General features: G+C 34.6%; 24 protein-coding genes and 2 tRNA genes. 14 read left to right on the forward strand and 12 right to left on the reverse strand.

The window, feature by feature from the left end; genetic code table 11:
- Positions 1 to 35: 35 nt before the first annotated feature.
- The 3 genes from EQG68_RS00815 (at position 36) to EQG68_RS00825 (ending at position 2,090) form a co-directional block, all read left to right on the forward strand.
- A complete protein-coding gene (locus tag EQG68_RS00815; RefSeq protein WP_129462893.1) occupies positions 36 to 962 on the forward strand; it encodes a DUF58 domain-containing protein in 927 nt (308 codons plus the stop codon).
- Positions 963 to 1,048: 86 nt separating this feature from the next.
- A tRNA-Asp gene (locus EQG68_RS00820) sits at positions 1,049 to 1,122 on the forward strand.
- 395 nt (positions 1,123 to 1,517) lie between these two features.
- Positions 1,518 to 2,090 (forward strand): pseudouridine synthase, encoded by a 573-nt coding sequence (locus EQG68_RS00825; RefSeq protein WP_129462894.1) that lies wholly within the window; start codon positions 1,518 to 1,520, stop codon positions 2,088 to 2,090.
- Between the two features lie 4 nt (positions 2,091 to 2,094).
- Here the strand turns inward: EQG68_RS00825 and EQG68_RS00830 are convergent, their stop codons facing one another.
- The gene (locus EQG68_RS00830) at positions 2,095 to 2,571 is read right to left on the reverse strand and encodes a TspO/MBR family protein (RefSeq protein ID WP_129462895.1); all 477 of its coding nucleotides are present in this window, start codon (positions 2,569 to 2,571) and stop codon (positions 2,095 to 2,097) included.
- 89 nt (positions 2,572 to 2,660) lie between these two features.
- On the opposite strand from EQG68_RS00830, the gene mvaD reads away from it, so the two are divergent.
- Genes mvaD through EQG68_RS00865 form a run of 7 tightly spaced genes read left to right on the forward strand, consistent with a single transcriptional unit; the run spans position 2,661 to position 7,502 of the window.
- Positions 2,661 to 3,743, forward strand: a complete 1,083-nt coding sequence (gene mvaD, locus EQG68_RS00835; RefSeq protein ID WP_129462896.1) for a diphosphomevalonate decarboxylase — start codon at positions 2,661 to 2,663, stop codon at positions 3,741 to 3,743.
- A gap of 30 nt (positions 3,744 to 3,773) precedes the next feature.
- Positions 3,774 to 4,013, forward strand: a complete 240-nt coding sequence (locus EQG68_RS00840; protein ID WP_129462897.1) for a hypothetical protein — start codon at positions 3,774 to 3,776, stop codon at positions 4,011 to 4,013.
- Positions 3,991 to 4,290 carry a type II toxin-antitoxin system RelE/ParE family toxin gene (locus EQG68_RS00845; protein ID WP_129462898.1) on the forward strand — a complete coding sequence of 100 codons (300 nt, stop codon included), beginning with the start codon at positions 3,991 to 3,993 and terminating at the stop codon, positions 4,288 to 4,290. Before EQG68_RS00840 ends, EQG68_RS00845 begins: the two co-directional genes overlap by 23 nt.
- 5 nt (positions 4,291 to 4,295) lie before the next feature.
- Positions 4,296 to 5,234: a mevalonate kinase family protein gene (locus EQG68_RS00850; RefSeq protein WP_129462899.1), complete on the forward strand. Its 939-nt coding sequence runs from the start codon at positions 4,296 to 4,298 to the stop codon at positions 5,232 to 5,234.
- A gap of 54 nt (positions 5,235 to 5,288) precedes the next feature.
- Entirely contained in the window at positions 5,289 to 6,272 is a 984-nt protein-coding gene (locus tag EQG68_RS00855) for a geranylgeranylglycerol-phosphate geranylgeranyltransferase (protein ID WP_246011588.1), read from the forward strand.
- Positions 6,265 to 7,140 (forward strand): pseudouridine synthase, encoded by an 876-nt coding sequence (locus EQG68_RS00860; RefSeq protein ID WP_129462901.1) that lies wholly within the window; start codon positions 6,265 to 6,267, stop codon positions 7,138 to 7,140. Before EQG68_RS00855 ends, EQG68_RS00860 begins: the two co-directional genes overlap by 8 nt.
- Positions 7,140 to 7,502: a nuclear transport factor 2 family protein gene (locus EQG68_RS00865; RefSeq protein WP_129462902.1), complete on the forward strand. Its 363-nt coding sequence runs from the start codon at positions 7,140 to 7,142 to the stop codon at positions 7,500 to 7,502. Before EQG68_RS00860 ends, EQG68_RS00865 begins: the two co-directional genes overlap by 1 nt.
- Positions 7,503 to 7,568: 66 nt before the next feature.
- Here the strand turns inward: EQG68_RS00865 and EQG68_RS00870 are convergent, their stop codons facing one another.
- The 3 genes from EQG68_RS00870 to EQG68_RS00880 form a co-directional block, all read right to left on the reverse strand.
- Positions 7,569 to 9,695 carry a M3 family metallopeptidase gene (locus EQG68_RS00870; protein WP_129462903.1) on the reverse strand — a complete coding sequence of 709 codons (2,127 nt, stop codon included), beginning with the start codon at positions 9,693 to 9,695 and terminating at the stop codon, positions 7,569 to 7,571.
- A gap of 123 nt (positions 9,696 to 9,818) precedes the next feature.
- Complete coding sequence (locus tag EQG68_RS00875) at positions 9,819 to 13,682, reverse strand: T9SS type B sorting domain-containing protein (RefSeq protein ID WP_129462904.1); 3,864 nt, start codon at positions 13,680 to 13,682, stop codon at positions 9,819 to 9,821.
- Between the two features lie 168 nt (positions 13,683 to 13,850).
- Positions 13,851 to 13,932, reverse strand: a tRNA-Leu gene (locus EQG68_RS00880).
- Between the two features lie 136 nt (positions 13,933 to 14,068).
- On the opposite strand from EQG68_RS00880, the gene EQG68_RS00885 reads away from it, so the two are divergent.
- Positions 14,069 to 15,457, forward strand: coding sequence for a dipeptidase (locus tag EQG68_RS00885; RefSeq protein WP_129462905.1), 1,389 nt, complete (start codon positions 14,069 to 14,071; stop codon positions 15,455 to 15,457).
- A gap of 354 nt (positions 15,458 to 15,811) precedes the next feature.
- On the forward strand, positions 15,812 to 16,912 hold the full coding sequence (locus tag EQG68_RS00890; RefSeq protein WP_129462906.1) for a DUF4407 domain-containing protein: 1,101 nt from the start codon (positions 15,812 to 15,814) through the stop codon (positions 16,910 to 16,912).
- Positions 16,913 to 17,022: 110 nt separating this feature from the next.
- Here EQG68_RS00890 and EQG68_RS00895 read toward each other — a convergent pair whose 3' ends face one another.
- The 5 genes from EQG68_RS00895 to ruvC form a co-directional block, all read right to left on the reverse strand.
- Entirely contained in the window at positions 17,023 to 17,388 is a 366-nt protein-coding gene (locus EQG68_RS00895; RefSeq protein WP_129462907.1) for an MmcQ/YjbR family DNA-binding protein, read from the reverse strand.
- Positions 17,389 to 17,395: 7 nt separating this feature from the next.
- Positions 17,396 to 17,836 (reverse strand): hypothetical protein, encoded by a 441-nt coding sequence (locus EQG68_RS00900; protein WP_129462908.1) that lies wholly within the window; start codon positions 17,834 to 17,836, stop codon positions 17,396 to 17,398.
- A gap of 8 nt (positions 17,837 to 17,844) precedes the next feature.
- On the reverse strand, positions 17,845 to 18,609 hold the full coding sequence (locus tag EQG68_RS00905; RefSeq protein ID WP_129462909.1) for a cyclase family protein: 765 nt from the start codon (positions 18,607 to 18,609) through the stop codon (positions 17,845 to 17,847).
- A 176-nt stretch (positions 18,610 to 18,785) separates the two neighbouring features.
- On the reverse strand, positions 18,786 to 19,967 hold the full coding sequence (hemW, locus tag EQG68_RS00910) for a radical SAM family heme chaperone HemW (protein WP_129462910.1): 1,182 nt from the start codon (positions 19,965 to 19,967) through the stop codon (positions 18,786 to 18,788).
- Positions 19,968 to 20,036: 69 nt separating this feature from the next.
- Positions 20,037 to 20,591, reverse strand: coding sequence for a crossover junction endodeoxyribonuclease RuvC (gene ruvC / locus EQG68_RS00915; RefSeq protein ID WP_129462911.1), 555 nt, complete (start codon positions 20,589 to 20,591; stop codon positions 20,037 to 20,039).
- Positions 20,592 to 20,681: 90 nt separating this feature from the next.
- Between ruvC and EQG68_RS00920 the strand changes: the two genes are divergently transcribed.
- Entirely contained in the window at positions 20,682 to 21,596 is a 915-nt protein-coding gene (locus tag EQG68_RS00920) for a lysylphosphatidylglycerol synthase domain-containing protein (RefSeq protein ID WP_246011590.1), read from the forward strand.
- On the forward strand, positions 21,593 to 22,693 hold the full coding sequence (locus tag EQG68_RS00925) for a glycosyltransferase family 2 protein (protein ID WP_129462912.1): 1,101 nt from the start codon (positions 21,593 to 21,595) through the stop codon (positions 22,691 to 22,693). Before EQG68_RS00920 ends, EQG68_RS00925 begins: the two co-directional genes overlap by 4 nt.
- Here EQG68_RS00925 and EQG68_RS00930 read toward each other — a convergent pair.
- The 3 genes from EQG68_RS00930 to EQG68_RS00940 are packed head-to-tail and all read right to left on the reverse strand — an operon-like array spanning position 22,690 to position 25,937.
- A complete protein-coding gene (locus EQG68_RS00930) occupies positions 22,690 to 23,166 on the reverse strand; it encodes a hypothetical protein (protein ID WP_129462913.1) in 477 nt (158 codons plus the stop codon). The two genes, EQG68_RS00925 and EQG68_RS00930, sit on opposite strands and share 4 nt — an antisense overlap.
- A gap of 49 nt (positions 23,167 to 23,215) precedes the next feature.
- Positions 23,216 to 24,370: a tetratricopeptide repeat protein gene (locus tag EQG68_RS00935; RefSeq protein ID WP_129462914.1), complete on the reverse strand. Its 1,155-nt coding sequence runs from the start codon at positions 24,368 to 24,370 to the stop codon at positions 23,216 to 23,218.
- On the reverse strand, positions 24,342 to 25,937 hold the full coding sequence (locus EQG68_RS00940) for a M56 family metallopeptidase (RefSeq protein WP_129462915.1): 1,596 nt from the start codon (positions 25,935 to 25,937) through the stop codon (positions 24,342 to 24,344). Before EQG68_RS00940 ends, EQG68_RS00935 begins: the two co-directional genes overlap by 29 nt.

The following is a 25,937-nucleotide window of genomic DNA, read 5'->3' on the forward strand; positions in this document are numbered from 1 at the left end:
ATTTGCCTTTCAATTTTTCAATTTACCTTTGAAAGATGATGATTGAACAACAAAAAGAGATAATTTCCGGGTTTAAGCATTTAGAATTATTGGCCAATCAAGTGGTGGAAGGCTTTATTTCAGGGATGCATAAATCGCCATTTCATGGATTTTCAGCTGAATTTGCTGAACATAAAGTGTATAATAAGGGCGAAAGCACCAAACACATCGATTGGAAATTATTTGCCAAAACCGATAGATTGTATACCAAACGATACGAAGAAGAGACCAATTTGCGATGTCATTTGATTATTGATAATTCCTCTTCCATGCATTTTCCTCAATTGGAATCGGGACAGCCGTTTTATGAAAGTAAAATTGGTTTTTCGGTTTTAGCTTCTGCAGTTTTGATGAATTTACTTAAAAAACAACGCGATGCAGTAGGGTTAAGTGTTTTTTCGGACACGTATGAATATTATGCTCCCGAAAAAGGAAGCGACCGTCATCATCGAATGATTTTAAACAATTTAGAAGATTTGTTGGAAAATCCTAAAGTAGCCAAACCAACCGAAACAGTCACTTTTTTACATCAAATTGCGGAAAAAATGCACCGTCGTTCGATGATTATTTTGTTTACGGATATGTTTCAAAATGGGGAAGAAGATAAGTTATTCAATGCCCTTCAACATTTAAAACACAACAAACACAAAGTCGTTTTATTTCATGTGGTAGATGAAAAAAGAGAGTTACATTTCGATTTTGATAATGCTCCTCGTAAATTTATTGATGTAGAATCGGGTGAAACTGTCAATTTATTTGCCGAAAACATCAAAGAAGTTTACGAAAAAAACATAGATGCTTACTTTAAAAAAGTTGCCATGACGTGTGCTCAAAACAAAATAAAATATGTTCCGGTCAACGTTGGAGCCAATTTTGAAAAAATTCTCACGACATATTTGGTTGAAAAACAAATGTTTGGATAACTACTGTAAGGAATGTCCAAAAAAAGTAAAAAAAACACTTGCAGATATAGAAATACGTTGTATATTTGCAACCGCAATAAAGCGAAGGTTTGGTAGTTCAGTTGGTTAGAATACATGCCTGTCACGCATGGGGTCGCGGGTTCGAGTCCCGTCCAGACCGCTAAAATTGGGAAAATTTTTAAAAGCACTTTGGTAACAAAGTGCTTTTTTGCCCAAAAAAGCATTGAAAATAGTTGTGTTGTTTTGGACGACCGAAAGGAAGTCCTGGTTTAGTAGTTAGACCAATGAAAAGCTTTTCACCTTTTGGTGAATGGCTTTTTTGCTTTATACGATTTTCTGTTTTCTCCCTAATTATAAATTTTGCGGCTTTGCGTAAGATAAATTGTTTTCTCGCAGAGACGCAGAGATGCAAAGTTGCAAATATTGCTGTTTAGTTATATTTATAAGAAAATTTAAAACCAATTTTGAAAATTAGAGTTCTCTATTGTTATTTGAAAACTGAGACTGAGAACTGAGACTGCCAGCCGCGACTGAAAACTGAACACTCTTAAAAAAATGTCAAACCACCGTCACTTCTTACTCCACAAACCCTACGGCTACCTCAGTCAGTTTGTTTATGAATTGAAACGCACCAAAAAGTTGTTGGGAGAATTGCACGATTTTCCCCTGGGAACCATGGCAATTGGACGTTTGGATGAAGATTCTGAAGGGTTAATCATTCTAACTACAGACGGAATGATGAGTGAAATAGTGCGAAGCAAAAAAGTAGAAAAAGAATATTATGCTCAAGTTGATGGCATTATAACTCAAGAAGCCGTTGAGCAATTACAAAACGGTGTTTTAATTGGTTTTAAAGGAACAAAATATAAAACCAAAAAATGCAAAGCCAAGTTAATTGAAAATCCTAATTTTCCGACACGTTCCCAAAAAATTCGCGATGAGCGTCACGGACCCACTTCTTGGGTTTCTATTACTTTGACAGAAGGAAAATTTCGCCAAGTGCGAAAAATGACTTCTGCAGTTGGATTTCCTACATTAAGATTAGTTCGAGTTCGAATTGGAAATTTTCATTTAGGCAATTTACAATCCGGTGAAGTTATGGAGATTGAAAGTGTTTTGGAAGTATAAAAGTTTAACTATTCAACCACCAAATAGCACCATTTAAAAGCGTCGCAAAACTTACCCAAAGTAAATAGGGAATCAATAATTTATTGGCCAAAGGATCAATTGGTTTGAAAAGCTTAACCGTTTCCAAAATCATCAACCAAAGCAATAAAATTTCAATGAAAGCCAAAAACGGATTGCACATTCCAAAAAACAAAAAACTCCACAACGCATTTAAAATCAATTGAATGGCAAAAACCCAAAGTGCTTTTTTTACTAAAAGAGGAATAACTTCCATTTTGCTCCAAACTAATCCGGCACTTACGCCCATCATCACATATAAAATTGTCCAAACCGGAGCAAATAGCCAATTTGGCGGATTGAAAAAGGGTTTATTTAAAGTTGGATACCAGGTGGTTATTGAGGATTGAGTAGCTATTCCTGATCCATAACCAATCGCTAAACAAATAATAACTGCAATTACAATTTTGAGAGATTTTGACATGGTGAATTTTTATTCAAAAGTATAACAAAACCGTCTTCAAAAAAAGTCTGCATGATACAAAATCTGTATCTTTGCCAAAAATAAATTGCATGCAAACGCCTTCAGATTTTATTCCGAAAGAGTATTCACAAACAGTTGAAAAAGGTAGATTTCAATGGTCAGCACCCAGCAATATCGCCTTAGTGAAATATTGGGGAAAAAAGGAAAATCAAATTCCGGCCAATCCATCCATTAGTTTTACGTTGAAAAATTGTAAAACCATAACAAGTTTATCTTTTTCTAAAATTGAAAAAAGAGAAAATTTTTCTTTCGATTTATTATTTGAAGGAAAACCGAAAGAATCGTTCCGACCGAAAATTCAAAAATTTTTGGAACGAGTGGAAGTATATTTGCCTTTTTTAAAAGACTATCATTTTACGATTGATACGCAGAATACTTTTCCACATAGTTCAGGAATTGCATCTTCTGCCTCCGGGATGGCGGCCTTGGCGGTTAATTTTATGAGTTTGGAAAAACTTTTAAACTCGGGAATGACCGACGAATACTTTAATCAAAAGGCTTCTTTTTTAGCACGTTTAGGTTCCGGGAGTGCTTGTAGAAGTGTAAAAGGCGAAGTAGTCATTTGGGGAAATCATCAGGAAACAAAAAACAGCTCTGATTTGTTTGGGGTTGAATTTTCAATGTTGCATTCCAATTTTAAAAACTATCAAGACACCATTTTGTTAGTTGATAAAGGCGAAAAACAAGTGTCCAGTACCTTAGGTCACGATTTGATGAATGGTCATCCTTTTGCCGAAAAGCGATTTGAACAAGCTCATAATAATTTGTCCAAAATCAAAACCATTTTAGCCAATGGCGATTTGAATGAATTTGTGAATCTTGTTGAAAGTGAGGCATTAACGCTACACGCTATGATGATGACATCGATGCCGTATTTTATTTTGATGAAACCCAATACGTTGGAAATCATCAATAAAATTTGGAAATTTAGAGAAGCAACTTCCATTCCGGTTTGCTTTACATTGGATGCCGGAGCAAACGTGCATGTCCTTTATCCCGAAAACGTTAGCGTAGAAGTTTTGCAATTTATTAAGAATGAATTAGTTGTACATTGTCAAAACGAACAGTATATTTGTGACGAAATTGGAAAGGGTGCAATGTGTTTGGAATAGAAAAATTAGTATCTTTATAAAAATTTTGTAATGGATATTCAATTAGAAAAACAAAAATTAATTAAATTGTTGACAGAAACCAACGATGTTTCTATCATTAATGCAATTAAAAATGTTTTTACCTCTCAAAAGAAAGATTTTTGGGAAGAATTGACACAAGAGCAGAGAGATGAAATTGAAGAAGGTGAAAAAGAAATTGAACGAGGTGAATATGTAGATTTTTACGAATTTATCAAAGAGCATCGAAGTGCGAAAAGTAATAATCTCTAACAGAGCTAAATCAAATGCTACTCGGATTTTCGAATATTTAGAAGCAAAATGGTCTGTAAGAATTAAAGAGGAATTTGCAGATAAATTGGCTAAAACAATTGATACAATTCGTGATAATCCCGAAAGTTTTCCAAAATCGGGAATAAATAAAAATCAATACCGTTGTGTAGTTTCAAAGCAAACTACTTTATATTATCGATTTAACAGTAAGGAAATCAGAGTGCTTGCATTATTTGACACTCGTATGAATCCTGAAAAAATAAAAAAAATAAAATAGAGCTCATGAAAGGACCACTTTTTTACTCAAAAATTCTTCTTTTCGGAGAATACGGAATCATTAAAGATTCCAAAGGACTTTCGATACCGTATAATTTTTATAACGGAGCGTTGAAAGTGAGTGAAAATCCGTCACCCGAAGCGGTAAAATCCAATGAAAGTTTAAAGCGATTTGCGGTTTATTTAGCTCAATTGCAAAACGAGCAACCGGATTTAGTAACATTCAATTTGGAAGTTTTACATCAAGATATTGAAAGAGGAATGTATTTTGATTCCTCTATTCCGCAAGGCTATGGCGTAGGAAGTAGTGGAGCTTTAGTGGCTGCTATTTATGATAAATACGCCAACCATAAAATCACGGTTTTAGAAAATTTAACTCGTGAGAAATTATTGCAATTAAAAACTATTTTCTCTCAAATGGAATCATTTTTCCATGGAAAAAGTTCCGGGTTAGACCCATTGAATAGCTACTTAAGTTTACCCATTTTAATTAATTCGAAAGACAATATCGAGCCAACCGGCATTCCATCACAAGCCACGAACGGAAAAGGGGCTGTCTTTTTATTGGATTCAGGAATTGTTGGTGAAACAGCACCAATGGTCAATATTTTCATGGAAAATTTGAAAGACCAAGGTTTCCGAACCATGTTGAAAAATCAATTCGTGAAATATACCGATGCTTGTGTGGAAAACTTTTTACAAGGCGACGTGAAGTCACTTTTCAGTAACACTAAGAAATTATCTAAAGTGGTATTGAATAACTTTAAACCCATGATTCCTGAACAATTTCATCAAGTTTGGCAAAAAGGAATCGATACCAATGATTACTATTTAAAGTTGTGTGGTTCCGGTGGTGGTGGTTATATTTTAGGATTTACTCAAGATTTAGAAAAAGCCAAAGCTTCTTTGAAAGACTATAAATTAGAAGTGGTTTATCAATTTTAATATTGATTTAAACACTTCAGTATGACTTTATCCAGAAAAAATAAATTGATATTGATGAAAATCATCAGTTTATTTTCTGTGGTCAGAGGGTACAATATTCCGATTATTATTTTGGCTCAATACCTTTCTGCCATCTTTATTTTGGCAGAAAAGCGAGCTTTAGACGTGGTGTTGGATTTCAATATGTTTATCATCGTATTGGCTTCTTCGTTATCCATCGCATCAGGTTATATCATCAATAGTTTTTACGACAGTCAAAAGGATTTAATCAACAAGCCCAATAAGACGATGTTGGATCGTTTGGTCTCTCAAAAAACGAAACTGCAAGTTTATTTCGGACTAAATTTTTTTGTATTCCTGATTGCTACTTTGGTTTCTTGGCGAGCTGTTTTATTTTTTTCAGTTTATATTTTTTTGATTTGGTTTTATTCCCATAAAATAAAAAAGTATCCGATTGTTGGAAATGTTACAGCGGCTTTGTTAGCGGTTTTACCTTTTTTTGCCATCCTTTTGTATTATCAAAAAATTGATGCCATCCTTCAAAATTTGAATAATGAAAAGTACTATGTCATTTTTGCACACGCTTCATTCCTATTTCTATTGATTTTAATTCGTGAAATGATCAAAGATTTAGAAAACATTAAAGGCGATTTAGTTCAAAATTACCGAACCATTCCAGTGATATTGGGTGAGAATTTTTCCAAAAAAATCATTACTTTTTTGGTCTTATGTACCGTGATTCCGGTTTATATACTTATTGAAATGTATGATGTGGGCTACATGGATAGCTACTTTTATCTTAGCTTTATCGTTTTGATTTTCTTTTTGGCTAAATTGTGGAAATCCACTTCTAAAGAGAATTATCTACTTTTACATAACATTCTCAAATTCATTATTGTAGCCGGAGTTTTGTGCATTGTTTTAATCAAACCTTCCGTACTGATTCACGGGAGAGAAGTGTTGGATATTTATTCCAAATTCGTATTCCGTTACCAATTTCCAATTCCGTATCTTTGCAAAAATTTTAACGATGAATAAAAAAGACGGAAGCAGCAGAAAATCAACTTCCAACAAAAATACAAAAGGAAAACCGAGCGGTTTTAGTAAACCAAAACCGGCTATGGCGAAGCGTTCGCAAAAACCAAAAAAGGCCACTTCCAGTCCAGATGTAGCCCCGGCTAAGCCAAAAGTGAAATCTGACGATATTCGTTTGAATAAATATATTGCCAACTCCGGTGCTTGTTCACGTCGAGATGCGGATATCTACATTCAATCCGGAAATGTAAAAGTGAATGGCGAAGTGATTACTGAAATGGGTTACAAAGTAAAACCTGGCGATGTAGTTAATTTTGATGGAGCAAATATTACTCCGGAGAAAAAAGAATATGTTTTGTTGAATAAACCTAAGAACTTCACCACCTCTGTTGATGATGAACGCGATATGCGAAATGTCTATGAGTTGATTAAAAACGCAACGCCAACTAAATTACAACCCGTTGGCAGAATGGATAAGAACACAACCGGCTTGTTGCTTTTTACCAATGATACGGATATGATTCGAAAATTTAGTTTGCCGAATCAAAAATCAACTAAGATTTACCAAGTTTCGTTAGATAAAAATCTAAAATTTGAAGATTTAGAAAAAATAGCGGGAGGTGTTACATTTGATGAACACCGATTGTATGTAGACGAAATCAGTTACATTGAAGAGCAACCCAAAACGGAAATAGGAATCAAATTAAGAACTGCCAATGTAAAAGTGGTTCGCTCCATTTTTGAAAAATTTGGGTATAATGTTTTAAAAGTTGATCGTGTGGCTTTCGCCGGATTAACCAAAAAGAATTTACCACGAGGCAATTGGCGATTTTTAACCGAACAAGAAATCATTAATTTAAAGATTTTTTAATGAGTACCGAAGTAAATTTATCTATTGCTTACAAATGGTTTGACGCTTTCAATCAACATAACTTGGAGCAATTGTTGTCACTTTATGATGACCAGGCACAACATTTCAGTCCGAAGTTAAAAATCAGAAAACCGGAAACAAACGGTCTAGTCATTGGCAAAGAAGCCATGCGAGAATGGTGGAAAGACGCTTTTGATCGATTGCCAACATTACATTACAAAGTAACTTCATTAACAGCCAATTCTGATCGAGTATTTATGGAATATGTGCGTTCTGTAGAAAATGAAGAAGAGATGTTGGTAGCCGAAGTATTAGAAATTAGAGACGCTAAAATTATTCTTTCAAGAGTTTACCACGGTTAAAAAATAAAAAATCCCGAGTTGAATATCAGTTCGGGATTTTTACTTGAATTAAATTAACCTATTTATTTACTTTGATTTTTTATCTAAGCCGCGTTTTTTCAATAATGGTTCGATACTTGGTTCTGCTCCTCTGAATTTTTTATATAAATCCATTGGTTCTTCTGTACCACCTCTTTCTAAGATGTTTTTTCGAAATGAATTTGCTTTTTCTGCATCAAACAAGGAGGTTTTTTTGAATTGATCAAAAGCGTCTGTATCTAAAACACCTGACCAGATATAACTATAATATCCGGCAGAGTAGCCTCCTGAGAAAACATGACTGAAATAAGTAGCTCTATGTCTAGGGATAATGGAATTGATTAATCCTATATTTTTCATTGAATTCAATTCAAAATCATTTGCAGTACCGGAAATTGTTCCTTCCGAAATATGAAAATCCATATCTAAAAAAGCAGAAGCTAAATATTCAACGGTAGCAAATCCTTGTCCATAAGTACCTGCATTTTCTAACTTTTGAATTAAAGTATCAGGAATCACATGTCCTGTTTTATAATGTTTGGCATACATTTTTAAAACCTCCGGGTCTGCTGCCCAATTTTCCATCACTTGAGAAGGTAGTTCCACAAAATCACGTGGTACATTTGTTCCGGCAAGGCTTTTATAGGTAACATTAGATAATAAGCCGTGTAAGGCATGTCCGAATTCATGAAAATAGGTAGTAACTTCATCAAAAGTGAACAAAGCCGGTGTGTTTTCAGTTGGTTTAGAAAAATTACACACAATCGAAATGACGGGTGGAATCCGTTTACCATTGTCTGTTGATTGCGGGCGATAGGAGGTCATCCAAGCTCCACCCCGTTTTGAATCTCTCGGATAAAAATCCATATATAAAATCCCAATACGATCTCCGTTTTTTTCAGTTACTTCCCAAACGGTAGCTTCGTTATGATAGGTTGGAATATCTTTTAATTCTTTAAATTGTAAACCATATAATTTTTCACAGACCATAAAAACACCTTGGGTGACAGCGTTTAAACTAAAATAAGGTTTTAATTCATTTTCATCTAAATCAAACTTTTGTTTTCTGATTTTTTCGCTATAATACCGCCAATCATAAGGTTGAACTTCTCCTTTTATTCCTTCGGCCATCATCATTTCCTTAATTTCGGTTTCTTCCTTTTTGGCTTTCGCTAATGCCGGTTCCCAAAGTTCATCTAAAAACGCCATTACTTTTTCAGGTGTTTTTGCCATACTTTCTTCCAAAACATAGTGAGCATGGGTTGTATAACCTAATAATTTTGCTTTTTCAGCTCGCAAAGAAGCCAAACGAATGGCATTGGAATTGTTATCAAATTCATTGCCGTTGTTACAACGGTTTTTGTAGGCTGTCCAAATTTGTTCTCTCAATTTTCGATTAGAGGAATATTGAAGGAAAGGCATCACGCTTGAATTAGATAGAGTGAATACCCATTTGCCCGGTTTTCCTTTTGCTTTAGCTGTTTCAGCAGCAGCTGCAATTAAGTCATCTGGGAGACCAACTAAATCTTCTTTATCATTGATAACTAATTCATAATTATTCGTTTCAGCTAGTATATTTTGACCAAATTTTAAAGTCAAAACAGCCATTTCACTGTTTAATTCGCGAAGACGTTGCTTGTCTTTTTCATTTAAATTCGCACCACTTCTTACAAATCCTTTGTAAGTTTTCTCTAAAAGTTTATGTTGCTCAGGGTTTAATTTAAGTTTGTCTTTTTGTTCCCAAACGGTTTTTACTCGGGTAAACAATTTGTCATTAAGATTGATATTATCCCGGTGAGCCGAAATCGAAGGAGCAATTTCGGTGGCTATTTTTTGAATTTCATCATTGGTATTGGCCGAATTCAAATTATAAAAAACGGTGGACACATTGGATAATAATTCACCTGAATTTTCTAAGGCCAAAATAGTGTTTTCAAACGTTGGAACACTTTTGTTATTTACAATCGCCTTTATTTCGGCATCTTGCTTTTTTATACCTTCTTTAAAGGCCGGTTTAAAATGTTCGTTCTTTATTAAATGAAAAGGTGGAACTTGAAACGGCGTGTTATACGAATTAAAAAAAGGATTTGAGGAAAACGTTGTTTTGAGTTCTTGTGCTTCCATTTGAGTGGTAGAAATTCCCATAAGCAAGACGGCTAAAATTTTATTTTTCATTGGTAACTTAATTAAGGAAGCCAAAGTAATAATTTTTTGACGGGAGGGTTTTTAGATTAACTTATTTTTAATAAAAAAGCCAATCAAAATCAATGATTGGCTTTAAAATTGAAATTCATCTTTTTATCTGCTTTCTTCCCTCATGATATAAATCCAACCGCTCTTAGATTCGCCATTTCTGAATTCTATAACGTAATAATAAGTGGCAGAAGGTAACGCTTTGCCATCATCGGTTTGACCATACCATTGATTGGTGTAATTATTTAACCCAAACACTTTTCTTCCATAACGATTAAAGATGGAAAGTCTTTCTACATCCAATAAGGCTAAATCGAAAAAGTCATTTAAATTATCACCATTAGGCGAAATCCCTTTTTGAATGCCACAAAATATAGATGGAATACTGATATTTTCTTCTGTAAAACAACCATCAATTGAGGTGGCTCTTACTGTAAAGACCAATGGAAAAGTTTCGGTTTGAGGTGTGCTTCGGATGTATTCGGTTACATTAAAGGTGGATGAATTGGCTCCTACAATTGTACCATTTTCATTCGTCCAAGTGTAATCTGTTATAATCACATTGGTGTCGTCATTAAGTTCTACTCCAATAGTGAATTGATTGTTTTCGCATTGGTCAATAATCCCTATCGAAAATGCTGGTAATACAGCAATTGTAGTTGAAAAACCAGTAGCACAAGTTGTACTGGAAGGCGTAAAAGTGTAGAGTGTATCGTTGGTAGAATTAATTGTTGATGGAATCCAAGTTCCGATGATTCCGTTATCAGATTCAGTTGGCAATATTACAGCATTACTATTAAAACAAACGGAAGATGGAAGTGAAAAAGAAGGTGTAATCGGTTCAGTAACAATTACATTTAATATAAAACTTTCCGCACAAGCATCCGAAGGTTCAAATGTATAATTTGCTGTTTGTGTGTTGTCAATGGAAGCTGGTGTCCAAATACCATTTACACCATTGTCATCTTGGGTTGGAAGACTTGGAACTGTTTCGCCCGAACAGAAAGTTAATTCATTTCCGAAAGAAAAAACCGGAGTTACTTGCGGCGAAATAGCGACAGATAAAGTAAAATTCTCTGCACAAGCATCGGAAGGTTCAAACGTATAATTTGCTGTTTGTGTGTTGTCAATGGAAGCCGGTGTCCAAATACCATTTACACCATTGTCATCTTGGGTTGGAAGACTAGGAACTGTTTCACCGGAACAGAAAGTTAATTCATTTCCGAAAGAAAAAACCGGAGTTACTTGCGGCGAAATAGCGACAGATAAAGTAAAATTCTCTGCACAAGTATCGGAAGGTTCAAACGTATAATTTGCTGTTTGTGTGTTGTCAATGAAAGCAGGTGTCCAAATACCATTCACACCATTGTTATCTTGGGTTGGAAGATTAGGAACAGCTTCGCCCGAACAAATGGTTATAGTGTTTCCAAAATTGAAAACGGGTGTGACTAATTCATTTACAACAACTGTTAAAGTAAAATTTGAGGCACATTCAGAATTGTTGACTGTAAAAACATACGTATTTCCTACTTCATTATCAATCGTAGCAGGCTCCCAAAAACCATTGATCCCGTTGTTATCTTCGTCGGGTAAGACAGGCACTTCATCACCGGAACATAAAGTAAGGATATTTCCAAAATCGAAAACAGGGGTTGGAAAGTTGTTTACCGTAATGGTTAAAATCAATACAGTAGCACATTGATTTTCATCGGGGGTAAAAGTATAGCTTCCGGACTGTGTGTTATCAATCGTAGAAGGATTCCAAGTTCCCGTTATGCCATTGTTGTCAGAATTGGGTAAACTTGGTACTGGTTGATTGATACAAATCGATAGGGTTGTGCCAAAATTAAATACAGGAACAGCTTCATCATTGGGTTTGCTTAAAGTTACTTCAAGTGACTGACTAAAACATCCGGTTACTATTTCTCGTACAACAACAGTATAAATTCCGGGTTCTAAATCTCCGAAAAACGGATTGGTTTGAAATGAAATACCGTTATCAATACTATATTCATACAACGACGAAGATACATCGATAAATTCCCCAACATTGGTATAGTCTTGCGGATCAATAACTTCCCAATCGGCTTCGCTCCAAGTTGTGCTTGGAGCAGTGGCAGAAGCTAGTCTTCTATAAGTATATCCGGGTTCATTATTTGGCGTAAACGCTTCACCATCTATTCTGCCCCATGCATCAATTTCAACATCGGCAGCGGTTGTCAAGCGGATGTTGTCATCAATATTGACTCCACCACAACCCGCAAATACCAAATCAGGCACCACTCCACCTTGATTGCCATTACTTCCAATCGAGATGATACGCACAGAATTTGTACTAATCAAACCACTGAGTAACAGATTACAGGATGGGTTGGTGTTTCCATTATTGTATACTTTAATACGATAATTTGATAAATCAATGGTATTTCCGGTTCCGTTGAACAATTCTATATACGTTAAAGAACCAAGTGACTCATCCGTAATTTCAGAAATGATTAAATCAGTATATAAGTTAGTTGAGGAAATTGGACTAGTTACTTCAATACTTCCAATTGGAGTAGCACATGTTGGTTGCACAACGGTAACTTCAGGCAAAATTTGATTACTGAGAATAGCCGTAACTGCCAAAGATATATTGCTTTCACAACCGTTTACCGTTTGTGTTACATAATAAATCGTATTAGTTACAAGTGGAGTGCTTATTGGCAATGCAATTGTCGCAGCAGCATCTGCATACCATTGCAAATTTGAACCGTTTACAACTAAATCGGCTAAAGTAAAAATAACGGCTGCATCACTACAAATTATTTGAACAGCATCACCTGTTGGAGCTATTGGTGCAGGATTAATGGTTAAGCTTACCGGAGTTCTGGTTGAACTAATACAGTTTGAAGTGGTGTTTAGTGTTTCCGCATAATATACTATTGTGCCAACACTTGATAAAGTTGGGTCAGTAACAATTGTACCATCAACGGGTGCATCATACCACACAATGATTGACCCATCATTTGTGTTGGCTTGTGCAGTCAATGTTTGAATGGGACTGTCTTCACATTCCGATTGATCTCCACCGGAAGAGGGTGGATTAACCGTTGGGTCATTTAATGTAATTAAAGTGTTTATTGTAGTGGAACAATTGTTTATGATAAAATTAAAATTAGTATAATTACCGGCATTTAGACCCGTAATTACAAATTGTCCATTATTGTCGGCGGTTATGGAAGTTGGTCCAATTGCTGAGCCATCATCTGTATAGGTAAAAGAATAAGAAGAATTTGGGTTTAAATTTTCAATGGTAATTGTTCCTTCTGTACCTGAACAAGTAATTGGATTGGAGGGAGTAAAGGTCGGATTAGCTCTTATCGTGAAGAAAGCTTTGAAATTATCTCCATTGTTATTGACAAAAACAGTATCATCACATTCTGAAGAAGAATTCAAATCTCCGGTCACGTCATAAAAAACTTCTAATACATAATTTCCCGGTGCAAAAGCAGTCAAGTTAACTGGGCTAAAAGGCGTAGTTGTTCCGTCAGCAATCACTCTTTGCCATTTTTGATCACCTTCCCCGCAAGGGCCACCCGAAGGGAATTCACTAATGGCCGTGTTACAATCATTAAAAAAAGGAAAATCAATAGTGTTGAAACTGCCGGGCGTGTCGGATTCCAAGTAAACACGATAATTCATTCGAACACTGCAAGCGTTTCCATTATTGTTTTTGAAAGTTTTTACTTCACCTCCACGCAAAATAAAGGTTCCGGAGTTTTGAATAAAAACACCAAAATTGGTATTGGTAAATTCGTTTTGTGGCGGACCAATTAAGTTTGCACCTTCTCCGGTAGTATTAAAAAAGTTGGATGTAGTACAATCGGTTAACCAAACGGCTGAAGCAAATGTTCCGAAATTTTGACTAAACACTGAAGAAAATGAAATTAAAAACAAAGAACAGAAAAGGATAGTATTTCTTTTCATATGGATTTTTAAATTTGATTTAGAATATTTATAAACTAAGATAAGTATTTTTAAAGAAATCTAAATTAGGGAAACATTATTTTTACAAAAAAGCAATTCGCAAACGTTGTAGTTTGATAAATAAATGAAATAAGCACAAAAAAAACCCCAACTTTCGTTGAGGTTTAGTGCGGGTAATAGGACTCGAACCTACACACCTTGCGGCACCAGATCCTAAGTCTGGCGTGTCTACCAATTTCACCATACCCGCGGGCGAATCAAACAGTAGCTGTTTCAATAAGTGGGTGCAAATATAGAAATTAATTTGAACTTTAAATTATGATTGATGAATTTTTTTAGCCCTTTATTTTTTGTATTTTTGAACTTTATCATTTTTACTTTTTACCATGAACAACATAAAAAACTACGTTCAAGAAAATAAAGAACGATTCATTAACGAGCTCGTTGAATTACTTAAAATACCATCAGTAAGTGCCGATTCTGCTTATTCTCAAGATGTTATCGATACAGCAGAAGCGGTTAAAATAAGCCTCGAAAAAGCCGGTTGCGATTTTGTAGAACTTTGTGAAACACCCGGTTATCCCATCGTTTACGGAGAAAAAATCATCGACAAAAACTTGCCAACCGTTTTAGTGTACGGACATTACGATGTGCAACCACCCGATCCAATGGAATTATGGACGTCACCTCCATTTGAACCCGTTATTAAAACTACCGAAATTCATCCGGAAGGTGCCATTTTCGCTCGTGGTTCATGCGACGACAAAGGGCAAATGTACATGCACGTGAAAGCGTTTGAATACATGATAGCCAACAATTGTTTGCCTTGCAACGTCAAGTTCATGATCGAAGGCGAGGAGGAAGTGGGTTCAAAAAGCCTAAGCTGGTTTGTAGAACGCAACCAAGAAAAACTAGCCAACGATGTAATCTTAATTTCCGATACCGGAATGATTTCCAACCAACAACCTTCTATCACCACCGGTTTACGTGGTTTAAGTTATGTGGAAGTGGAAGTGACCGGACCCAATCGTGACTTACATTCGGGATTGTATGGCGGAGCAGTAGCAAATCCCATCAACATTCTAGCCAAAATGATTGCTTCACTTCACGACGAAAATAACCATATTACCATTCCCGGTTTTTATGACAAAGTGGAAGAACTTTCAACAGAAGAAAGAGCCGAAATGGCCAAAGCACCTTTTTCACTAGACGACTACAAAAAAGCACTCGATATCGCCGACATTCATGGCGAAACCGGATATGTAACCAACGAACGCAACTCTATCCGACCCACATTAGACGTCAACGGAATCTGGGGAGGCTATACCGGAGAAGGTGCCAAAACCGTGATCGCCAGCAAAGCGTACGCCAAAATTTCCATGCGATTAGTGCCGAACCAAGATTGGGAGGAAATCACCGAATTATTCAAAAATCACTTCGAAAGCATCGCACCCAAATCGGTCAAAGTCAAAGTTACGCCGCATCACGGAGGGCAAGGCTACGTTACGCCAATCGATAGCATCGGTTATCAAGCGGCAAACAAAGCATATACAGAAACGTTCGGAGTTCCCGCCATTCCGGTGCGTTCCGGTGGAAGTATTCCGATTGTCGCTCTGTTCGAAAAAGAATTAAAATCCAAAACCATCTTAATGGGATTCGGTCTCGACAGCGATGCTATCCATTCGCCCAACGAGCATTTCGGAATCTTCAATTATCTCAAAGGAATCGAAACTATTCCGTTGTTTTACAAATATTTTGTGGAGTTGAGCAAATAAATCAACCGCAAATTCGCAAATTAAATAACCGTTTATTCCGTGGAGTAAGCGGTTTTTTTATGGCCCCATTTCGGGCTGTTCGCTGCAAGTCCTCGTCCGTTGGTTGGTTTTTTGTCGGGTTGTGCTCGGCTTCCGTTGGTCGCCGGCCCAACCCGCAAAAAACACAACCCCCGTTCTGTGGGCTTTCCGCTGCCATCCCGGGTGCAATTTGTGCCATCAAAGCATTTCAACTTGAAACCTGAAACCTGAAACTTGAAACTTGAAACTTGAAACAAATCATTTAAACCACAACAATTTGAAACATTTTCCGTTAATTCTCTACTAATCAATCATCATCAATCAAAATCAATCCTCATGCTTAAAAAATTCTTCCTGCTTTGTTCGGGTGCCGACAAGCAAATCATCGAAAGTTGTTCCAACGGCGAACAAAACAAATATGCCGGAATTGGTGCCACGGTTTTCTTTACGGCTGTAATGGCTTTTATTGCCGGCAGTTATGCACTTTACACCGTTTTTGACAACGTTTACATAGCTGTGTTTTTTGGACTCGTTTGGGGTTTACTCATCTTTAACCTCGACCGTTTTATTGTTTCCACCATCAAAAAAAGAGACAGTTTTCTGGATGAATTCATTCAAGCTTCACCCCGAATTGTGTTAGCAGTTATTATTGCGATTGTTATTTCAAAACCATTGGAAATCAAAATTTTTGAAAAAGAAATCAATACCGTTTTGCTGAAAGAAAAAAACGAAATGGCGTTGAATAATAAAAAACAAGTCGCCAATTATTTCCAAACCGATGTAGACCAAAACAAAGCCCAAATCGACAGTTTAAAATCGGACATCCTGAAAAAAGAAAAAGAAGTCAATGATTTATATGCCGTTTACATCACCGAAGCCGAAGGAACTGCCGGTACAAAAAAACTCGGAAAAGGGCCGGTTTACAAAGAAAAGCGAGAAAAGCACGATGCAGCTTTGCAGGAATTAGCCGCTTTAAAAACGACCAATCAAACCAAAATCGCCGAATTAGAAGCCAAAGGCAAAACCCTTCAAACTGATTTAGATAAAAAAGTAGCCGAAACCCAACCCATCATCGATGGTTTTGATGGTTTAATGGCTCGCATCAATGCGTTGGATAAATTACCTTGGTTGCCATCGTTTTTTATCATGTTACTTTTTTTGGCAATTGAAACATCACCCATTATTGCCAAATTACTATCACCACGTGGTGAATATGATTTTAAACAAGAAGAAGGCGAGTGGGCGGTAAAAAATGTATTAGCCCAAAACAAATACCAAAGCGAATTGCAAAAACAAACCGATGCTTCCATCTACGATAAAGTCTATGCTGATATCAGAGAAGATAAAGGGCTATATGATTACAAGAAAAAACGAGCGATTGAATTGTTAGAATTGCAAGCGGATGGTTTTGTGGAGAAGCAGAAGAAATCTTTATAAAAACATAGAATAAGTTAGATGAAATAAACATCTATGAATTCAATAATCTTTAAAAACCATTAAGGTATTAAGTTACATTAAGATGTGTTGTCTTAATGTAACTTAATACCTTAATGGTTTAAAATATCACTTTGCATCTTTTTCGTCAAACTTTTAAAAACCAATTCATAGGAATGGTTTATCAATTCCCGCATCATTTTATCATCCACATCGCTATGAAAAGCAACTGTATTCCAATGCACTTTACTCATGTGATAGCCTGCTGTTATCGCGTCATATTCCGCACGAAGTTCTAAGGCTCTTTCAGGATCACATTTTAGATTTAAAGAAGGTGTTCCGTTTTCCCAATCTTTTAAAGAAGTTAAACAGAACATTTTCCCACCCACTTTAAACACTAACGTATCTTCATCGAAAGGGAAATGTTCGGTGACGGCTTTTTTGCTTAAGCAATAATCATATAGTTGTTGAATATTCATAAGTATTTTAATCAAACCCTTCTTCAGAATAATACCATCTATGGTTTAATTGGATTATACGATAATTTGCCAATGTAATTGTATCATTTCCAAAGTTTCGTGGGGTTTTATTGAAATCATAAATTATTCGTTTCTCTTTGTCAAGGATACTTTTAGATCTTTTAATGAAAATAATCAAACTGTCGCTTTCTTCTATAAAACCTGAATAATCAGGATTTTTCTTCCCACTATTTTTTACAATAAAATCAATGTCTAAATCTCTAACATTTTCTATTATAAATTCATCAATTTCATCACTGCTGAAAGTTCCGTTTTCATATTTTTCAAGTTTTGAGATTAATAATAATAACTCATTTTCGTGTTCTAAAACTCTATTTTCATGGAATGGATTACATGAAATTAAGAGTATCGAAAATAATATTAAAACTATCTTTAACTTTCTATTCATAATTTTAATCACTCAATTTTATACAAAATCGGTTTCGAGGGCGAAGCATCATTTTCAAAAGAAGCTATCTGTAAGTTCAAAAGATAACTTCCATCTTCAATAGCATCAGGAACAAAAATCAACTCTGTAATCGTAGCATTTTTTCGTGCATCGGCATTTAAATTAGTCACATCTTTCACCTTCCAAAAGGCTTTGTGAGCTAATAGTTTACCTTCGTCTTTTTCTTTGTCCACACTCGGTAAATCGATTAATAAATGTTGAATGCCACTTTCGCGAATAAAAATCGCCGCTTCTTCCTGCAAATAAGGTGGATTGGTATGGGAATAATTTTTGGATTTTTTTTCGTCTACATTCGGTAAGGTGCGAATCACAATCGCTTCAGGTTTTGAATTACCTAAAGCTTTTTCCACTTGATTTTTCGTAATCACAAAATCATCTCCCTGTTGATCCGGTTGAATGGAAATTAGCTGAGCGGTGAAGAAAAAGTTTCTCAAAGTTTGATTGATACTGAAAAATTCTTTGGTAATATGTCCCAAACATTCCGTATGCGTGCCGTGTCCATGAGGATTGAAAAAAATGTTGTTGAAGTTGGTGGTCGCACCACCTTTTACACTTCCCACCCAAGAACCAAAACGGACGGGTTCAATCTGCGGTTTTTCAATATACCACGCAATCGGATTGTATTCAGTATTGGATAACGGCAGTGAAATATCAATCGGTTTTGATAAATCGACTTGGAAGGTGTTGTTTTGGTGGGTGATGGTTGCTTTCAATGTTTCAACTTTTTTAACATTAAGAATTTAAGGGTGTTTTCATTAAGTTTAGTTAAGACTTAATGAAGACCTTAATTTAGCTTAACTTCTTAATGTTATAACCTTTTCAAATTTAGTAAAAATAAATATAGACTTAATGAAAACCTTAATTATCCTTAACTTCTTAATGTTAAAAATTAACCTAAATTCAACATAAAAAGATCGGAAGCAATCCCATCACTCAAAAACTTTCCTTTTCGAGTGGTTCGTAAAATGTTTTCATCCACAAAAAGCAAATGATCTTCAATGTATTTGGCCGATTGCTGATTAAGGTAGTCCAAATAATTCTGACCAAATTCGGTTAGAATGCGGTGGAGAGAAATCCCCCAAATCGTTCGCAAACCGGTCATTACATATTCGTTATACCGATCGGTTTTGGTTAAGATTTCGGTTTCAATAGGCAATTTTCCTTCTTGAATGGATTTGATATATAAGGTATTATTCGACACATTCCATCCTCTTTTCTCACCATCATAACTGTGAGCGGATGGACCAATACCGATGTATTTTTTGCCCAACCAATAACTTGAATTGTTTTTGGAAAAATAGTTTTCCTTACCAAAATTGGATAATTCGTAGTGAATGAATCCGGCTTCTTCCAATTTTTTGACCAAAATTTCAAAATGTTCTTGAGCCACTTCATCATCAGGTGCGGGAATGATTCCTTTTTGAATAAACGAATGCAAAGCCGTTTTCGGTTCTACCGTCAACGCATAACTCGAAATGTGTGGAATGCCAAAAGATAATGCGGTTTCAATATTTTGTATCCATTTTTCATTGCTCATACCCGAAATGCCGTAAATCAAATCAAGGGAAATGTTGTCGAAATATTTGATGGCTTCTTCCAAACATTTTTTGGCTTCCACGGCATTATGAGCACGATTCATCATTTTTAAATCGTCTTCAAAAAAGGATTGAATGCCGATGGAGAGGCGGTTTACTCGGATTGCTTTGAGTTCCTCAAAGAGATTTCTCGTTCCTCGAAATGACAACTCGGAGGATAAGTCGTCGGGATTCGCTTCGACTGTTATTTCAGGGTCATCAGTAACAGTATAATGTTTAAAAACTTCATCAATTATCAATCGCAAATCGTCAATCGTTAATACGGAAGGAGTTCCTCCTCCGAAATAAATGGTTTCGATGATTTCTGAGTTGGGAGTTGGGAGTTGGGAGTTGGGAGTATTTTTGCTTCGCAATTCAATTTCTTTAGCTAAAGCCAAAACCATTTCCTCTTTCTTTTTCATGGAAGTGGAAAAATGAAAGTCGCAGTAATGACAAGCTTGCTTGCAGAAAGGGATATGTATATAAATACCTGACATTTTATTTAGTTTATAGTCACAGTCGCAGTCTCAGTTTGCAGTGCTGTGACTGTAAACTGAGACTGTGAACTATTTCTTCACTCGACTTTCATTATTTTTCACAAAAGCATCCCAACCCGAGTAACTTTTCTCCCCAATTACTTTACCGGAATTAAAAAAATGACAAACCGCAGCTGCCAAACCATCGGTAGAATCTAAATTTTTTGGCAATTCCTTCAACCCTAATAATTGTTGCAACATTTTTGCCACTTGTTCTTTGCTGGCGTTTCCGTTACCGGTAATCGCCATTTTTATTTTTTTGGGTTCGTATTCTGTAATTGGAATTTGTCGTGAAAGTCCGGCTGCCATCGCAACCCCTTGAGCTCTTCCAAGTTTGAGCATAGATTGAACGTTTTTACCAAAAAAAGGAGCTTCAATGGCAATTTCATCCGGATGATGGGTTTCAATCAACTCGATGGTGCGTTCAAAAATCACTTTTAACTTGGTGTAATGGTCGTCGTATTTACTCAAGATTAATTCGTTCAACTGAATGAATTCCATTTTTTTGTTCACGACTTTGATTAAACCAAATCCCATAATGGTGGTTCCGGGGTCAATACCTAAGATGATGCGTTCGTTTGCCAATCTTTTTTGTTTAAAGTTAAACGTTTCAGGTTTAAAGTTTGTTTCTTTGTGTTGATGAATGCAATTCCATACAAAGCTAAACAATTCCTATTGGTTCTCATCAAACTTTTAATCGTTTGTGGAGCCGTAGCGTTTTTATATGCTCAATTAAAAACCAAAGATTTGTCCGATTGGCATTTAGTTACTCAAAAATTCACCTTTTTAAGTTTTTTAGGCATTGTTTTTTTATCCTTTTTGAATTGGTTCCTAGAATGTTTAAAATGGAAAAATTTAGTTTCCGATTTTAAAAAAATAACATTCAAGAAGGCAGTTGAACAAACGCTAGGGTCGTTAACCGCTTCGATTTTTACCCCCAATCGGATTGGTGAATACGTTGCAAAAGGAATGTACTATTCCAAAGAACAAACCAAAAAGATTATTTTTTTAAATTTTTTAGGAAATAGTGTGCAGATGCTTGTCACTTTGTTTTTTGGACTAATAGGCTGTGTGTTTTTCTTTGTATTGTCGCCTAATCTTTTGGAAGAACATGATTTTTCATCCGGTTTTTTATTTTGGCTGCCCGTCATTTTGGTTGCCGGTCTAATTTTAGGTCTGATTTATAGTAAAAAATGGCGTTTTTATGGTTATTCAATTGATAATTTGATTGGAAAGATTCATTTATTTCCGGCAAGAAAACATTTTGCAAACATTCAATATTCCCTTTTTCGTTATTTGGTTTTTTCACATCAATTTTATTTTCTATTGCTTCTTTTTGATGTTAACTTACCCTATCCAGATGCACTTTTGACCATCTTTACTATGTATTTTTTTGCTTCGGTTGTGCCAACCATACATTTGATGGATGTTGTTGTAAAAGGCAGCGTTGCCGTATTTTTGTTTGGAAAATTAGGCGTTAATCAATGGACAATTGTTTCAATAACTACGTTAATGTGGCTGTTGAATTTGGTTATTCCGGTTTTAATTGGAAGTGTTTTTGTTTTAAACTACAAACCTTTGCGTAAATGATTTTAATTGGATTTTATTTAATTCTATTTATTTATGCACTTTTTATTGGTACCTTTATTTATGGTTTCAATAAAATGAAGTCAACGTTTTCAGACAATAAACCAAAAACAAGTTTTTCAATTGTAATCCCTTTTAGAAATGAAGCTGAAAATCTACCCAACCTTCTACAATCACTATCTTGTTTAGATTATCCAAAGGAACTTATTGAAGTGATTTTGGTGGATGATGATTCGGATGAGAAGTTTTCAATGACGAATTATGACCTTTCAATTATTTCAATTAAAAATGTGAGAAATTCTAATTCACCCAAAAAAGATGCTATTCATACAGCTATTGCTATTGCAAATAAAGAGTGGATAATTACAACAGATGCCGATTGTATAGTTCAATCTAATTGGTTAAAAATAATTGATTCGTATATTCAAACTGAAAATAAAAGAATGGTCGCTGCCGGTGTTAAACTTCTTTCAAAGAAAGGATTTTTATATGAATTTCAGAATTTAGATTTTTTGAGTTTGCAAGGTGTGACGATTGGTAGTTTTGGAATTAAAAAACCGTTTATGTGTAATGGTGCAAATTTTGCTTATGAAAAATCATTTTTTAAAGAACTGAATGGTTTTGAAGGAAACTCTGAAATTGCGAGTGGTGATGACGTTTTTTTATTGCAAAAAGCGATTCAATACGAGCCACAATCGGTAGGGTTTTGTAAAAACACACTTGCTGTTGTGTTTACAAAAAGTGAATGGAGTTGGAAAACATTGTTTTTTCAAAGAGTTCGATGGGCAAGTAAATCGAGTGTTTATGTGGATGGGTTGTCAAGGTGTTTGGCAATGCTTGTTTTCTTAACAAATTTATTATTTGTGATTGGTTTTTGCCTTTGGATAATGCATTTATTTACCTATGAAAACCTGCTTTTGTATTTTGGAATAAAGTTTTTGGTAGATGGTGTGATTATTTTCCAGTCGGCAGAATTTTTTAATCAACGAATCAGGTATCTCTTGATTTCGAGTATCATTTACCCATTTTTCAGTTCGGCAGTTGCAGTTTATGCTTTATTTGGAAAGTATGAATGGAAGGGAAGAAGTTTCAAATCTTAATCCGCTTTCAAAATTACCGGCAAAATAAATTGCGTTTTCACCGGAATCCCTTCTTTTTGAGCGGGTTCAATTTTAGGGAAATCAGTTAATCTGGCTTTGATGATACTGTCTGTTTTTTGCTTGTCATAGGTTAAACTATCCGACGGAAAAAGCGGTTCAAACGTGATTTTGGAATCAGGAAAAACAGTAATTCTCACCTCAATGGTGTCTAAAACTTTAGCATTGGTCAACAATGAATCCGGAGCAATTTTTTGATGAATAACTTCCGTTAAATACCTAAAAAAGCATTCTTTTTTCAGTTCTTTATCCAAAATACTATCGCATTCCGCTACCGACGGATAAACCGTTACTTCGTTCCAATTGATTTCTTTTAATCTTTTTTGTAATAATTCCTCCTCCGAAGGCACACGCTTTTCGAAGTATTGGCAGGAGGCCAGAAGAAAAATAAAAAAAAAATAACAAAAGTGTTTCAAGTCAAACTATTAAAGACAATTTGCTCAAAATTACAATTATTTTTAAAAATCAACCTTTTAAATGAATTTCTTTTTTAATTGCCTTGATTCGATATTCGATATAGGAAAGTTTTTCGTTGTCCATATCAGGAAATTTAGCCTTCAAATTTTCGAATGTTTTGAGTTTTACAGTCAAATCTTTTGAAGTTTCATCGGTAATTAATGCAATTTGGTAATGAGCTTCCAGATATTCCGGTTGTTCCTGAATTGTTTTTTTGTAAAACGTTAAAGCTTTAGTCAAATTTCCATTTTCTTGATTAAAAAGTGCAATCGAAAAATATTCTTTTTCAAATGTTGCCGTTTTTAATTCTTTAGAAATCATAAAATGTTTTTCTGCCAATTTTAAGTTTTTCAAATAACCATAATTTAATCCGATATTATAATGAAAATCAGGATTGTCAATTTCTTCAAATTGAATCATCAATGACTCATAAACATCAATTGATTTTTGATATTCCTTTAATTTCATTAAACAAAGAGCAATTTTTTCATACACAAATTGTTCTTTAAAGTTCAATTCTATTAAATATTCAAATGCTTTTTTTGCATTTTTAAAATCAGATTTACCATATAAACATTGTGCTTTTAATGATATAAAATCAGTGTTTTGAGGCTGTTGTTTTAAAATTTTTTCAATAATAGCCATTGCTTTTTCCCATCGTTCTGCACGCATTTCAAACAAGGCTATTTTATAATTGCTTTTTAAATGAAAATTGTCTAATTCAATTACTTTTTGAAAAGTTTTTACTGCTTCTAAAATTTTTAAATCTTGTTCATAAGCTAATCCTAAATAATAAAAGTAGGTTGGATTTTCGTTTTCTTCTGTCAATTTTTCAAAAGTTGCAATGGCTTTTTTCAATTTTTTGAGTTGCAATACCGTTTTGCCGTACATAAAATTTACCAACGTATTCAAACTATCAACAGCAATATAATTCTCTAAATTTTTCAATGCATTCACATAATCACCATTCGCTTCGTGCACTTTGGCGATTTTGAATTCCTTTATGTTTTCTTTAGAAAGTAAATAGTTTTCGATGGCTTTGTTATAAAAACCAGCAGCAAACAAATTATCGCCAATTTCTATGTGTTGAGCGTTAATATTGGCAAATTGAATGTAGAATAGAACTAGAATAATGTTATTTCTTTTTAGCATCTTCTTTATCATCTAGTTTAAAAGTGATTGGAATAGACATTGACATATTAACGGCTTTTCTTTGATGAACAGCCGGTTTTAGTGTTGGCGTTTTCATCATTAATTCATAAACACATTTTTCTAAAATTTCATCTGGAGCTCGAATAGCTTTGATAGCAATTGCTCCATCTTTTTTTATAATAAAATTCACAAAAACTTTACCGGAAATGTTTTTTTTAATAGCCTCTTCAGGATAATGAAAATTTTGTTTAATATGGTTTTGTAATTCATTTTGAAAACATTCTTTTGTTTTATCTTTTTCACAATTTTCGAAAAGCGGAACTTGATCAACTTCCACAAACGGAATGGTTTCTTCATTCAAAACATCAGCTGGAACTAAATATTGAATTGTTTTTATTGATTCAGATTTTTTATTGTTTTCAATTTCTTGTTTTTTCCATTTTACATATTCGTCATAAGTTCTGCCTGTTTTGGTTAGGTTTGGGAATTCACTCTCCTTGATGATGCCTTTTTCGATGGATTCTTCGGCCATTAATCTCATAAGCATCATAAATTTGTAATACGTTTCTTTTGATTGTATTTCATCTTCGGAAGATTTTTCTTTATCAATAAGGCGACTCAATTGCTCATAGGCTGATTCGCCTTTAGACGATTTTAAACGAAATTCGTCATAAATAAATTGCTTCATTTCTTCATCATTCATACTGTTCAAATCTTGAGCTTGAACTTGGTTGGATGAAGCAAAAAGAAGCATAACAGCTAAAAAGGGTAGAGCAACTAAAAATTTTAATTTTGCCATTTTTTTTGATTTTTTATTCAACATAATTATTCTTTTTTGTAGTAATGATTTAGAGGAAAAGGAATTGGTAAACGAAAAATTTTCAGTTCCAAAAATTTCCTGCAATAGGGTTTCATAATTTTTAGATTTATCTATGTTTTGATCTGCAATGAATTCATGAATTTCAGCACTGTATTTTTGATACAAATAAATCAGCGGATTAAACCAAAGAAAAATTCTCAATAATTCAAAAAACAGTAAATCAAACGAATGTTTTTGTTTAATGTGAATCAATTCATGATTCAAAATCGACGAATAAGAATCATTTTTGACATTTTCACCAATGAAAAAGCAATTCATAAATGAAAAAGCAGAAGTTGAATTCGGAATTCTATATTCAACAAATTCAGGAAAAACAATTTTTCTACTCTTTTGTTTTAATTGATCCAAATGATATAATTTTCGAAAAAATAAGATGGCAAAAACCATACACCCAATTAAATAAAAATGTTCTATTGAAAATGAGAAATTTGAGGACTCTTCAGCTATCATTTGAATGCCATTTTCCTTTTTACCAGCCGAAGCATACAAAACGATTTCATTAATTGTTGTCGATACATTTTCCGAAATCGACTTTCTAAACCAATTTATTTTTAAAAAAGGAATCAAAATCGACAAAACAGTGGTTGCCAACAAATAAAATCTATTCCACTGAAAAAAAGTTTCTCTTTTTAACAACGTTTCATAAATCAGTAAAAAAACAAATTGACAAATGACGATTTTTAAAATAATTTCAATCAT

It is taken from the genome of Flavobacterium piscinae (genome assembly GCF_004122145.1).
GTDB classification, from domain to species: Bacteria; Bacteroidota; Bacteroidia; order Flavobacteriales; family Flavobacteriaceae; genus Flavobacterium; species Flavobacterium piscinae.